We start from the raw sequence: 13,406 nt of genomic DNA on the forward strand, positions 1-13,406 counted from the left end.
AACAGAGGACTAATAAATGGAAACAGATGACAAAAAACCAAGGGACTCTAGAAAATTGGCAGACCAAATTAAAGATGCATTAGTAGGCATCACTGATAATGAACTTGGATCTGATGAGGCGATGGAAATTTTCAATGAGTTAAGTAAAAACGATGCTTTCGAACAGGAAATAGAACAAATATTGGCTTGTCTTAACGAGCAAACAATGGATCTAACAAAATTACAGACACAGATCATCCTATTAATAAAAAAATATTTAGGTAAAATTGCACACAAGAAATTAGGAAAATTAGGTGTTAAAATTGATGAGAACCTTGTTAGTAAGAATGTTGCTGAAGTAAGTAGTTACTTAATGCAACAACATTCACAATTGGTAAAAGAAGCTAACCGAGGTTTGATAAAATCAAAAGATAAGCTACAAGGCATAAGTAATCAATCTAGATTGGAAGCAAAACGTTTAGTGAAAAATTTTGCTTTATACCAAGTTTATAAGTTCATGAACCCTAAAAGAATAGCTGGAGAAACAAAGGAAGAAAATTTTGCTTATAATATGATTAGAGGGGGGGTATATCTAGCAAAAAAATATGAGGGTGGATCGAAAAATGATCTTAAATCTTATTCTCCAGAATTTATCAAAAAATTAGATAAGGCTCATCAGAATTTTAAAGGTAGTGGCAGGACAATTTATTGATTAAGTTATTGATTGCGAGTTACCCATTATGGATTGTTTTATGCTCCAATTGAAGTAGGATTATTTGTATAACCCCAGTTGTCAATTAAATAGGAGTGATGAAGTAGAACCACTATGAAAGCAACATTATATATCTTAAGTTCATTTGGACTTGGAGCAATGAAAGCTAGTATAGTAAAATCTCTTAATAGTAGTATACCTATTTCTCTAGTTGTATTTTTACAATTCTTTCTTTGTGCTATCTTTTTTTTACCAAAAGTTATTAGGTCTCGTGGTCAATTAATAGTATCACAGCGATATTGTGCGTTAATTACAAGGGGATTATTGGGGACAGCATATTGGTATTGCATGTTTTCAGCAGTAAATTACTTGTCTCTTTTCAATGTTAGTACACTTACGAATCTGTCTCCAATTTGGGTACTGCTAATAACGGGTATTTTTACTAATAAATCTATCAAAAATGATCTATTATTTTTAGCAATAATTGGCTTTATTGGCTGTTTATTAATACTGAAGCCATCAGTAGAAATTCTAACTTCAGGAATCATTTTTGGATTACTTAGCGGAATATTTATGGCATTAACTATTATATCATTACACAACTTACTAAAAACAGAGACCTCAGATAGAGTATTAGTGTATTATTTTTGGATTTCCTCTCTTATTATGTTACCATTTTTAGTGGATTTTAATATAACACAAGTTTCTTCAAAGGATTGGATATTGCTATTAGTCAACGCTCTGTTGATGCTTTTACACCAAATATTATTAAATAAGGGATTAGAAATTGGTTTAGCTACTGAAATGAGTATACTAGCTTATAGTAGCGTTGTATTTTCTTTAATTTTAAGTGTAGTTATATGGCGGGAAATACCAGATAATTTTTCGATTATTGGGGCAATAATAATAATCTTAAGTGGAGTATATATATCTAGGAGACAAAAATCGTAAGCAAAAAGTAGAGTAAGATGAATATATCTATTAGTTTATGCTTTTGCAGGGATAACATTGGTGAATTTTAGATATCCTCAAGACTACTAACGTCTAACAAGTAGTAAATGAAGCTTTACAAATTGGCAACATTTGTAGTATAAGAGCCTAGGATTAAATTATTTAAAGAATTATAAAAATGAATATTCATGAATACCAAGCAAAGATGATTTTGAGGCAATATGGTATACCTACTTCTACAGGAGTTGTAATATTGCAAAAAGAAGATATCGATAGGCTAATTGATGGTTTAGAAGCAGAAATATATGTGGTTAAAGCCCAAATCCACGCAGGTGGTAGGGGAAAAGCTGGGGGTGTAAAAGTTGTAAGAACTAAAGAAGAGGCAAAGAAAGCAGCACACGCAATGTTTGGCATTAACTTAGTAACTCATCAGACGTCAGCTATTGGGCAAAAGGTTCGCTATCTCTATGTTGAATCTGGGTGTGATATTTTAAAAGAATATTATTTTAGTGTCGTTTTTGATCGTAGTAATAGCAAGGTAACTTTTATAGCTTCTACTGAAGGTGGGGTAGATATAGAAGAAGTTGCTCATAATACTCCAGAGAAAATTATTAAAGTATCAGTTGATCCTGCAACAGGCATACAGCCATTTCATTGTCGTAGAATGGCATACAAGCTTGGTTTTAAGAATGAGCAGGCAAAACAAATGATGAAAATTGTTGAATCAACCTATCGAGCTTTTATAGCAACTGATGCTAACCAAATTGAAATTAATCCATTAATAACAAAAGCTGATGGTAGTTTATTGGCACTTGATGCCAAGATTAACTTTGATGATAATGGATTATTTAAACATCCTGATATTTTAAATATGCGGGATGATGATGAAGAAGATGCTCTTGAAATAAAAGCAGCTAGCCTTGGTCTTAGTTATGTTAAGATGGATGGTACTATTGGTTGTATGGTGAATGGGGCTGGGCTAGCTATGGCTACAATGGATATTATCAAGCTTTATGGTGCTGAACCGGCAAACTTTTTAGATGTTGGTGGTGGGGCTGATCGTGAGAAAGTAACGGAAGCACTAAAAATAATTTTATCAGATTCACATGTACAAGGGGTTTTAGTTAATATTTTTGGTGGTATAATGCGTTGTGATATAATAGCCGAAGGCATTATTGCTGCAGTGAAAGAGATTGGCATTACAGTTCCACTGGTTGTACGTTTAGCTGGAACCAATTTTGAATTAGGTAAAAATATTTTAGCAAATTCTGGTTTAAAAATAATTGCTGCAAATGATTTAGGTGATGCTGCTGTTAAGATCGTTGATGCAGTAAAATAATTCATATAAAAATACGGAAAATGCATATATGTCAATATTAGTTGATAAAAATACAAAAGTAATTTGCCAAGGTTTTACTGGCTCTCAAGGGACTTTTCATTCTGAGCAGGCAATCAGTTATGGTACTAAAATGGTAGGAGGGGTAACTCCTGGAAAAGGTGGAAATACTCATCTAGATCTACCTGTATATAATACAGTACATGAGGCAGTTGCAAAAACTAAGGCTACTGCCAGCGTTATTTATGTTCCACCACCTTTTGCTGCTGATTCAATTTTGGAAGCTATAGATGCAGGAATTAGTTTGGTAGTGTGTATTACAGAGGGAATACCGATACTTGATATGATAAAGGTCAAAAGGGCATTAATCGGATCAAAAACTAGATTAATTGGACCAAATTGTCCTGGCATTATTACTCCTGATGAATGCAAAATCGGCATAATGCCTGGTTATATTCATAAGAGAGGCAGGGTAGGAATTATATCCCGGTCCGGTACTTTGACTTATGAAGCAGTAGCACAGACTACAGCTGTTGGTCTTGGTCAATCTACCTGTATTGGTATTGGTGGAGATCCAGTTAATGGCACCGATTTTGTTGATTGTATTGAAATGTTTTTACAAGATGATGAAACAGAATCGATTATTATGATTGGTGAAATAGGAGGGGATGCTGAGGAAAAGGCTGCTGAATTAATAAAAAGCTCAAAGATTAAAAAACCAATAGTTACTTTCATTGCTGGTGTTACTGCTCCTGAAGGTAAAAGAATGGGGCATGCTGGTGCAATTATTTCTAATGGACAGGGTTCAGCTGAAGATAAGTTGGAGGCATTGCAAAGTGCAGGTGTTACTATCACTAGATCGCCAGCTGATATTGGTAAAACTATGTTTGAACTATTAGAGAAGCTCTAAACCTTAGAGGTAATAACTGCAAAAGCTACAGAAATTGGGTAATCGTCTGAAATGGACAAGTGAATTTTGATTTGTCCAAATTTGTTTGGATTTTCAGGATGACAAATTTGGACAAAGGGCTTTCCTAAGGCATCATTTAGTATAGAGATGTCTTTAAATCGTAAACCCCGCCCAATTCCAATACCAAGGGCTTTGCTAACTGCCTCTTTCGCAGCAAACCTTTTTGCCAAAAAACAACCATATTGGTCTTTGCTTAGAGAAGTTAGCTTTTGTATTTCCGTTTTAGAAAGAATTATGTTTACAAAACGCTGGTCATATAGGTTTAATATCCTTTCTATTCTTGGAATTTGTACTATATCTGTACCAACACCAATAATCATTTTTGTTCATCATCACTAGCATTATCATCAAATATTTGATCGTCTAAATCAGAGTAGTCTTCAGTAACACAAAGATCTGAGCCGTTTGGTAAATAATCAAACTCTTCTACAGCAGTATCAAGGGAAGCATCAGTATTTTCTTCATCAATAGGATCGATTCTGCTTTTTGTTCGAAGACGTTTTAATAATTGTGCCTTTAGGGCTGGAATCGTTATATGGCCAGCAGCTATTTCACGTAATGCCAGTACAGTTGCCTTATCGCCTTTCACGTTATTAATAGTCATTTTACTACCAGAATTTATATCATTTGCTCTTTGAGCAGCTAAAGCTACAAGCTTAAATCTATCGTGAATCTTTCCAACACAATCTTCAATCGTTATCCTAGCCATAATACTCTCTTTAATTTTATAAGATATATATACAATAACGGATCAGTATAAAGTATAATTAGTAGATTTCAAGAATAGAATTTTCATTGCCTCTCTAGGGTAGTTTAAAAATCATAGATACAGGTGGAAAGATGTAAGGACACTACAAAGAATTGGGGAAAATATTATGTTTTTTTGAGCATTTCTTTATATAGATCTAAGGTTTTACTAAGCATTAAATCAAGGGAAAAATTATCGATGACTGCTTTTCTTGCTGCTTGTTGTATTTTGTTACCTTCATTGGTTTTGAGTATAGATAAGCAATGTTCGATTTTTTCTGCTAAATCAACAGCATCGTTTGGTTTGACATGAAATCCAGTTTTTTTATCTAATATTGTTTCAATAGCTCCACCTATATTTGTAGCAATTACTAGCTTTTCCATTGATTGTCCTTCAGTTATAGTGCGACCAAATGCTTCTGGCTCAATTGAAGTAGATATTACTATATCTGAAACACCGTAAAGGCTGAGCATATCAGCTTCATTACCAAAAATTTGAATTTTACTTTGTAGCTTCAATAAGTTTATAAGAGATTTTACTCGATTGGTAAAATTGGGATGTTTGGATAAATCTCCAACCATTAGACAGTAGAAATCTAGATGTTTTAATTTGCCAAGTGCTTCAACAAGGGTAAGATGCCCCTTCCAACTGGTCATTCTTGATGGTAACAATATTATAGGAGTATTGTTAGATATACCGTATTTCTTTTTATGTTTTAGTAACTTTTCTTCGGTAACATTTTTTGGATCAAAATAACTATAATCTACCCCTCGATATATTACAACAATTTGATCTTCTAGGATTTGATAATTAATTAATATATGGTGTTTTACAAAATTAGACACAGCTATGATCTTTTCGCCTTTGACCATAACGCTATTATAAAAATGTTTGAAAGGATTTGAGATGTTGTAAATTCCGTGGAATGTTGTTAAGAATTTAGTGCCTGTAGCCTTTGCCGCCATATAACAACTCCAAGCTGGAGCTCTCGATCTTGCATGTACTATATCTACGTTATATTCCTTAATTATTTCTGACAGAATTCTTGCGTTTTGCCATATTGTCAAAGGATTTTTAGTAGCACTATTCATAGAAATATGTGGCACTCCTGCTGCCACTAATTCTTCAACCAATGAACCACCAGATGAGACTACAATAACATTATAATCAACTTTTTTTAACATTTTAGCCACTTCAATTGTTCCTCGCTCTACTCCACCAGAGAATAAAGCTGGAACTACTTGCAAAATGGTGGGTTTATTATATCGTTTGGGTGAATCTGATGAAATCATTAATCTTTTACATAATTAATTTAAATGCATAAAATATATAATACAGAAAAGAAAAGATTTATCACTTACAATCATCACAAAAGTAGCAAAAAAAATATGCCATCGGTAATTTTTTTGCATGGCTTGATGTCCGGTATGAATGGTAAAAAGGCTATATTTCTTGAGAATTACTGTAAAAAACGTGATTATAATTTTATCACATTTGATAATTTTGGTCATGGAGAATCATCAGGTAGATTTCTAGATGAAACGATTGGATCTTGGCTTACAGGGGTTGAACTAGTTTTAAATAAACTTGTAGTGCAACCAGCTATTATCATAGGCTCCAGCATGGGTGGTTGGTTAGCCATTCTTGCTGCTATAAAATTTCCTAATAAAGTTTGTGGTCTTGTTTGTATTGCTCCTGCCCTAGATTTTACAGAAACTATTTGGCAAAACTTAACTGAAATGCAAAAAACACAAATGCAACAACAAAAATACCTTGAGATTAGAGGGCGTAATTGCAACGATAAATATCCAATAAGTTATCAATTAATACTCGAAGCTAGAAATCACTTGTTACTAAATTCAAATAGTATTAATCTTAAGGGAGCTATACATTTAATTCACGGGATGCTAGATGAGGACGTACCTTATACCATCTCAAATAACCTTGCAGAAAAAATTACTAGTGACATGGTAGTGATAAAATTGATAAAAGATGGAGTTCATACTCTTGTACGAGAATCAGATTTAGCTATAATAGCTAATTCTTTGGAAGAAATAATAAACTTATCATTAGAACGATGAATAAACATATATTTGCTAAAATAACTAAAGTTTCCGATTTTTTAAAGATATCGGAAGTAATAGATAAATTAGATCAAGATAGCTTGGTGCTTTTTGATGTAGATGACGTACTTATCATGGATCAAGATGAATATCGCTTAACTCATCCTTATAGGCGGCAGTGGCGTGCTGAAAGCAAAAACCGTCTTGCGAGAGAAGAAAGGCATCTTTTCTACAGTATTATTTTAAAAAATCGTACTATTCGCTTAGTGGACTATAATATAACTGATATACTAGGTAGATTATGGGAGATGCAAATCCCAACTGCTGCTCTGACCAAATTATACACAGGGAAATTTGGTGTTATTGAGGATTTTACCAATTGGCGTCTTACAGAGCTTAAAGGGATAAATATAGATTTTATGAAATCTACTCCGATAAAAGAGGAAATATTAGTTGATGAATTACATATTGGGGGTGGTGTGCCAACGATGAAAGAAGGTGTGATTCTTACAGCCGATGTTGATAAAGGTGCAGTATTAGAGAATATTTTACACAAAAAAAACTACTATCCTAAAACAATAATATTTGTGGACGATATTTTAGAAAATATTGAGTCAGTGGCGAAAATATGTAGCAAATTACAGATTAATTTTTATGGTTTTGAATTTGACGGAGCTTCTTTGATCCCGGAAACAGAACTAGATGAAAAAAGTGAAAAAATTCGTTTTGAGATTTTAGAGAAGGAACATCGTTGGATAACAGATTTAAAACTATAATTATTTTTTTGTGTATATGCATTACTTCTTGCTATGCTATAGCTGAAGAACAAGAGAGTATTGGGGTAAAAGCTACTAAAGTACAAATGGCTGATTTATATAATGTTTTCAGTGTTATAGGACAATGTAAGAGTGGTATGAGCCGTGATTATTATGCAAATGTTTCTGGTAGACTTGATTTAGTATCTACTTCCCAAGGAGGTAAGATCCATCAAGGTGATGTTTTGCTTATTATTGACCAAGATTTAGCTGTGTCAATTAAGTCACAAGCGGAAGTCTCTTTAAGAAAAGCTATGGCTTCTTATAACCGTAACAAGGAATTATTTGCCAAAAAATATATTAGTAGTGATGTGCTAGAAAAATCTAATAGCGAGTTAGAAGAAGCTAGGCTTGCTTTTGCTAAAGCAATGAATAGTTACAACGATATGGTTCTTATAGCTCCATTTGATGGATATATTGGTATAATAAAATCCAAAATAGGGGATAAGATAAAACAAGGAGATTATCTTTTTAGCATTATTGCTCAAAACTCTACTACTAATAATATTTTAATGGAGCTACCTGAGGAGCTTTATAATCAGGTGTCAGAATCCACTAATTTAGTGATAACCGATAATAAGGGTGGATTAATTAATGGAAAAATTGCTGAAATCTCACAATATGTTTCAGATAATGGTACTATAAGTGCTAAAGTTATCATTGATTCTAATAGTAATATTGTACATGGAAGCTATGTAAATATAGATCTAATTCTTAACAAACATAGGAATTTAGCTGTGCCTAATCAATCGGTACAGAGTAATAATAAAGGTGAGTATTTTGTATATAAAATCAATGACAATAAGGTACAACAACTTTATGTTAAACTTGGCACTAGTTTAAATGGTTTAACAGAGATTATCTCAAGTGAAATTAAGGAAGGAGATATGGTGGTATTGGAAGGGATTACTAAGATTTATGATGGTAGCGTCGTCCAATTGTTAGATTAACCTGAATTCATATAACAGGTTACATTGTTAAGCATCAACTGCGAACGATGTCACCGAGCTAAGATTAAATTAACAGAGGATTAAAATGGAATATATATTATTAGTTTGTAGTATCGTGGCAATTCTTATTATTGTACAGATGGTTAAGGTTGTACCACAACAACAAGCATGGGTTGTAGAAAAGTTTGGAAAATTTGATAGGGTTTTGCAGCCAGGATTGAATATTTTGATTCCAGTGATTCAGAGAGTAGCCTATAAACACACCCTGAAGGAAGAAGCTATTGATGTTACTGCTCAAACAGCCATTTCAAATGATAATGTTACGTTATTAATAGATGGTGTTTTATATGTAAAAATTGTTGATCCAATCGCTGCATCTTATGGTGTTAATAGTCCATATTATGCCATCACACAGCTTGCACAGACCACCATGCGTTCAGAAATAGGTAAATTACCATTAGATAGGACTTTTGAAGAACGAGAAACGTTAAACATCGCTATTGTGTCTGCTATTAACCAAGCTGCAATGAATTGGGGGATACAATGTATGCGTTATGAAATTAAAGATATTCAGCCACCACAAACAATACTTAAAGCGATGGAATTACAAGTTGCAGCAGAACGTCAGAAACGAGCTCAAATTTTGGATTCAGAAGGCAATAGACAAGCAAAAATAAACCATGCAGAAGGTGAGAAGGCTCAAGTTGTATTAAATTCTGAAGCTTCCTATACTGACCAAGTAAATAGAGCTAAAGGTGAAGCTGAGGCAATAGGATTAGTAGCAATGGCTACTGCTAAAAGTATTGAAGTTATTGCCGCATCTATTCAAAAGTCTGGGGGTAATGACGCAGTATCTTTAAAAATTGCTGAACAATATATAAATGCTTTTGGTGAGTTAGCCAAAGATAGTAATACAGTAATTCTTCCGGCAAATCTTTCTGAACCAGGAAGTTTTATAACTCAAGCTTTAAGCATTTTTGATCAGCTAAAATCAGTAAGCAATAAGAAATTGTCTAAGGAATCTTCTATGAAGAAACAAACGAGTGCTAGTGAGTAATTACTTATTTAACTTGAATTCGACATAAAAATAATTATTATTCTAAGCATTTTCGAATATCAACCCTAACAGGGACTATATTGATAACAAGTTATATCGAACTCAGGTTACAATAATCAGGTTACAATAAATTTAGGAGAAAATTTAATGACATACGTGCCTATAGTAGTTGAACAAACCCCTAGAGGGGAAAGAGCCTATGATATCTATTCTAGGTTATTAAAGGAACGCATCGTTTTTGTTTGTGGTCAAATTGAAGATTATATGGCCAATGTAGTGGTTGCACAATTACTATTCTTAGAGGCAGAAAATCCAGAAAAAGATATTTTCATGTATATTAATTCTCCTGGTGGTGTTGTGACTTCTGGTTTGGCAATTTACGATACTATGCAATATATTAAGCCTAAAATTTCCACTCTTTGTATAGGTCAAGCTTGTTCTGCAGGGTCTTTGTTGCTTACGGCTGGTGAGAAAGGTATGCGTTATTCCTTGCCACATAGTCGTATAATGATCCATCAACTGTCAGGTGGTTACCAAGGGCAAGCTACAGATATAGAAATTCATGCTAAAGAAACCATGAAATTAAAAAGAATGCTCAATAACTTGTATGTCAAACATACAGGACAAGAACTAGATTCTATTGAAAAAAGCATGGAACGTGATAATTTCATGGATCCTGAAGTAGCTAAATCATTTGGACTAGTTGATGAAATTATCACCGATAGAGCAAAAATCTTAGTAAGAAAATAGTTTAAAAGGCTGTTAGATGTTATGGATTCCGCACCGAAATGTAGGGGCAGGGGGCAGGATTATTTTTGTTTCTTGGTTTGTGACGTAGTATTAGATCTAGCAAATACTTTAAACTCATCAAGTAGTATTTTAAGATGCAGATTTATATCTTCTAACTGAAAGGTAGCATACAATATGTGATGTTCTTTCTTAACTGTACTATTAGCTAGCTCTGTGGTCTTTTGATGTAGAGCTGCTATTTCATTTTGTGCTTTGATGTAGACGTTAGAGAAATCCTTGCAAATAACCTCGATCTCGCTATAGGTTAATCTGATGTTATTAAGCCATTTGATCGAGAGGAGGATTAAGAGTATCTGTCCGATGATTATGCTGAATGCTAAAATAGCCAAGGTCAATATTTGGTAATTCATATGTTACTTCCTTTGTTGCCTAGGATTGTGCTTGTTCGCTATAGCCTTTCGCTAGATAAGCTTGGCTGATTGATTTCTGCTATAGGACTGTGAAAATAATAAGGGTTGATTTGGCTAAGAAATTTGTATATAATCATAGTATACCTCAATAAAAGGGTTGTTATTTAAATAGTATTTGATGCTATTTGATTAATTCTACTAGTAAGTACTTTTGAGCCTGTGAAACTTTTCGGTACTTACCAGTTGACTGTAATATTCAATATAATACTAGAGCTTTATTTAAGGATAGAGTTGAAGTATTATATTGGCTTTTTTAGTTTGAGATTTATAGCTAACCCGATTAGCATTACTCCGTCATTGCGAGACCACGTAGTAGTCGTGGGCAATCTAGAAAAATTAAATTGGATTGCTCTTCGTCGCTACTAAAATAGCTTCTCGCAATGATGCCAATTTATATGGCTAAATACTAATCGGATAGCTAAACCAAAATATGTATTTTGGTTTAAAAAAAATAGTCAGTAGTTACTGACCTCTTTTTTTTGGTCTCATCCTATTTTTGGGAGTTTATTATAGTTATTTGGGGTTGTCAAGAAAAATGTGTCAACAGTTGATATATTTTTCATTTTTACTTAATCCATGAATTCTTAGATATGACTCTTGTTAAAGAAATACAAAAATTTTTAGGATTAAAATTTGAAATACTCAAATTGAAAAGAAGAGATTTCTCTGAGGGTAGTGGGATTCCTTATAATAATATTACTAGTATTATGAATGGATTAAGGTCTAATCCCCAAATGCATACTATACTGAAAATAGCTAACTACTTTGACTGTTCTATAGATGAAATTGTTGGCAGAAGTGAATATATTCCATTATTACAAGTAAAAGGAAGATTTAAGGATTTATCACTAGATGATATTAATAATAACTTAAAAAAATTCTTAAAAGATAAAGTTGTTAAGCAAGATATAAATTTTTATATTTTAGGAAAAGAAATTGGATTTAATTATTCAATTCATAATTTTATTAACGGAAGCCGAGAACAAAAAAATTTAAATAGTCAAATTATAGTAGCCCTAGCCGATTATTTCCAAGTATCCCTAGATGAAATGGTTGGTAGAATTTCTCCTACTAAAGATACTGACAATACTAAATTTTCTGAACAAAACTTTAATAGTGATCCTGATCTGAATAATTTATAGCTAACCTGTGATTTTTAAATTACCATGTCATTTTTGGCAACAAAACCTAATTCAATTTTGACAACTATATATAAAATCCTTAATTATCGGTACAATAAACTGTTTGAATTTGCTACCACTAAATAAGCCGTAATGCCCAACTCCCTTTTGTAAATGATATTTTCTCATTGTCATAGGAATACCGGAACACAAATCTAATGCAGCTTTAGTTTGTCCAACCGCAGCTATATCGTCATTCTCGCCTTCGATACCTAGTAAAGCACAATTTGTTATATTTTTTAAATGAACTTTACGATTTTTTGAGACAAATTCATCTTTGGCAAGAGCAAAATCTTTAAATACTTCTTGTATTGTTTGGAGATAGAATTCTGATGTTATATCCATAGTGGCTAAATATTCATCATAAAATTTTATGGTATGATTAGCTTTTTCAAGGTTGCCATCTAGCAAATTTTGTAGTAAATCCAAATGCGAATTAATATGCCGAGGAATATTTAAACTGATAAAACCCATAAGTTGTAAAAACCCTAGATAGACATTTCTTCCGTAACCAGGATAGTTAAAGGGGACGGATGTAATCATCATTTGGCAAAACCATTGCATGCTTTTATGGATTGCAAACAAGTCAACATCTGTAGGATTAAGCCTTGCATCAATAGGTCCACCTATCAGAATCATTGACCGCGGCACATTTATATCATTATTTGCAGACATTATACTAATGGCAGCTAGAAGGGGGACTGTTGGTTGGCATACTGCCATAGTGTGCAGATTTGGTCCTAGAAACGTCATAAATTCAATTAAGTAGTCTATAAAATCATCTAAGTTAAATTTACCAAGTTGATTAGGTATAGTGCTTGCATCAAGCCAATCTGTAATATATACATCTGCATAGGGGAGCATTTCAGTTACAGTGTCCCTAAGTAAGGTAGCATGGTGTCCTGACATTGGAGCAATTATTAATAACTTTGGCATTTCTTGCTTAATACCAATTTTGCTAAAATGCTTTAATTGACAAAATGTTTTAGTAGCAACTGTTTTTTCTTTAACAACATAAGACGTACCATCAATAATACATTCATTAATGTTAAATTCTGGCTTCTTGTATGTTCTAGTCATCCTTTCAGCAAGTGTCAAATATGCTAACATAACGTGAGTATAGCCGCTATCTTTTACAGGATTATTACTATTTTTAAACCACTGCTCTAAAATTTCTATGTTTGCTCGCATTGGAATAAGCATAGTTTTAAAGCCTTCTAGTGCATAATAAAGATTATTAGAACTGCCATTATGCATAATATTTGTCCTTTAGAAGTCTGTTTATGCTTTAATTTTATATAATTAAGTGTTAATAATATACTCAAATACTGCAATATTCAAATGATTTACCCTAATTTGGATAAGAATTGATAAATTATTATCCCGAATTTGCGTATTTGAGTATACTGCTCGTAAATGAAGAG

The 13,406-nt window shown here is 32.9% G+C and carries 15 protein-coding genes; 10 read left to right on the forward strand and 5 right to left on the reverse strand.

The annotated features are described in order from the left end of the window. Positions 1-16: 16 nt before the first annotated feature. From AAGD26_RS00185 to sucD, 4 genes are all read left to right on the forward strand, one after another. On the forward strand, positions 17-691 hold the full coding sequence (locus AAGD26_RS00185) for a DUF5394 family protein (RefSeq protein ID WP_341751717.1): 675 nt from the start codon (positions 17-19) through the stop codon (positions 689-691). 114 nt (positions 692-805) lie between these two features. Then, positions 806-1,642: a DMT family transporter gene (locus AAGD26_RS00190; RefSeq protein WP_341751718.1), complete on the forward strand. Its 837-nt coding sequence runs from the start codon at positions 806-808 to the stop codon at positions 1,640-1,642. Between the two features lie 178 nt (positions 1,643-1,820). Further along, positions 1,821-2,981, forward strand: a complete 1,161-nt coding sequence (sucC, locus tag AAGD26_RS00195) for an ADP-forming succinate--CoA ligase subunit beta (RefSeq protein WP_341751719.1) — start codon at positions 1,821-1,823, stop codon at positions 2,979-2,981. Positions 2,982-3,009: 28 nt separating this feature from the next. Further along, the gene (sucD, locus tag AAGD26_RS00200) at positions 3,010-3,888 is read left to right on the forward strand and encodes a succinate--CoA ligase subunit alpha (RefSeq protein ID WP_341751720.1); all 879 of its coding nucleotides are present in this window, start codon (positions 3,010-3,012) and stop codon (positions 3,886-3,888) included. Here sucD and acpS read toward each other — a convergent pair. From acpS to AAGD26_RS00215, 3 genes are all read right to left on the reverse strand, one after another. After that, positions 3,885-4,268, reverse strand: a complete 384-nt coding sequence (acpS, locus tag AAGD26_RS00205; RefSeq protein ID WP_341751721.1) for a holo-ACP synthase — start codon at positions 4,266-4,268, stop codon at positions 3,885-3,887. The genes sucD and acpS overlap by 4 nt on opposite strands. Beyond that, a complete protein-coding gene (gene rpoZ / locus AAGD26_RS00210; protein ID WP_341751722.1) occupies positions 4,265-4,657 on the reverse strand; it encodes a DNA-directed RNA polymerase subunit omega in 393 nt (130 codons plus the stop codon). The genes acpS and rpoZ overlap by 4 nt, the downstream gene beginning before the upstream one ends. 164 nt (positions 4,658-4,821) lie before the next feature. Further along, positions 4,822-5,988, reverse strand: a complete 1,167-nt coding sequence (locus AAGD26_RS00215) for a glycosyltransferase family 4 protein (RefSeq protein ID WP_341751723.1) — start codon at positions 5,986-5,988, stop codon at positions 4,822-4,824. A gap of 24 nt (positions 5,989-6,012) precedes the next feature. Here AAGD26_RS00215 and AAGD26_RS00220 point away from each other — a divergent pair, with 24 nt between their 5' ends. From AAGD26_RS00220 to AAGD26_RS00240, 5 genes are all read left to right on the forward strand, one after another. After that, positions 6,013-6,777: an alpha/beta hydrolase gene (locus AAGD26_RS00220; protein ID WP_341751724.1), complete on the forward strand. Its 765-nt coding sequence runs from the start codon at positions 6,013-6,015 to the stop codon at positions 6,775-6,777. Then, a complete protein-coding gene (locus AAGD26_RS00225) occupies positions 6,774-7,535 on the forward strand; it encodes a DUF2608 domain-containing protein (protein WP_341751725.1) in 762 nt (253 codons plus the stop codon). Before AAGD26_RS00220 ends, AAGD26_RS00225 begins: the two co-directional genes overlap by 4 nt. Further along, a complete protein-coding gene (locus AAGD26_RS00230) occupies positions 7,511-8,524 on the forward strand; it encodes an efflux RND transporter periplasmic adaptor subunit (RefSeq protein ID WP_341751726.1) in 1,014 nt (337 codons plus the stop codon). The genes AAGD26_RS00225 and AAGD26_RS00230 overlap by 25 nt, the downstream gene beginning before the upstream one ends. An 85-nt stretch (positions 8,525-8,609) precedes the next feature. Next, positions 8,610-9,581, forward strand: a complete 972-nt coding sequence (locus AAGD26_RS00235) for an SPFH domain-containing protein (protein ID WP_341751727.1) — start codon at positions 8,610-8,612, stop codon at positions 9,579-9,581. Positions 9,582-9,728: 147 nt separating this feature from the next. Next, positions 9,729-10,331 carry an ATP-dependent Clp protease proteolytic subunit gene (locus AAGD26_RS00240; protein WP_341751728.1) on the forward strand — a complete coding sequence of 201 codons (603 nt, stop codon included), beginning with the start codon at positions 9,729-9,731 and terminating at the stop codon, positions 10,329-10,331. Positions 10,332-10,390: 59 nt separating this feature from the next. On the opposite strand, the gene AAGD26_RS00245 is transcribed toward AAGD26_RS00240, so the two are convergent. Further along, entirely contained in the window at positions 10,391-10,741 is a 351-nt protein-coding gene (locus AAGD26_RS00245; RefSeq protein WP_341751729.1) for a hypothetical protein, read from the reverse strand. Positions 10,742-11,391: 650 nt separating this feature from the next. Here AAGD26_RS00245 and AAGD26_RS00250 point away from each other — a divergent pair. Then, the gene (locus AAGD26_RS00250; protein ID WP_341751730.1) at positions 11,392-11,943 is read left to right on the forward strand and encodes a helix-turn-helix transcriptional regulator; all 552 of its coding nucleotides are present in this window, start codon (positions 11,392-11,394) and stop codon (positions 11,941-11,943) included. A gap of 51 nt (positions 11,944-11,994) precedes the next feature. On the opposite strand, the gene phaZ is transcribed toward AAGD26_RS00250, so the two are convergent. Next, the gene (phaZ, locus tag AAGD26_RS00255; RefSeq protein WP_341751731.1) at positions 11,995-13,239 is read right to left on the reverse strand and encodes a polyhydroxyalkanoate depolymerase; all 1,245 of its coding nucleotides are present in this window, start codon (positions 13,237-13,239) and stop codon (positions 11,995-11,997) included. Positions 13,240-13,406: the final 167 nt, after the last annotated feature.

It is taken from the genome of Candidatus Tisiphia endosymbiont of Piscicola geometra (assembly GCF_964026415.1).
Classification (GTDB): Bacteria; Pseudomonadota; Alphaproteobacteria; order Rickettsiales; family Rickettsiaceae; genus Tisiphia.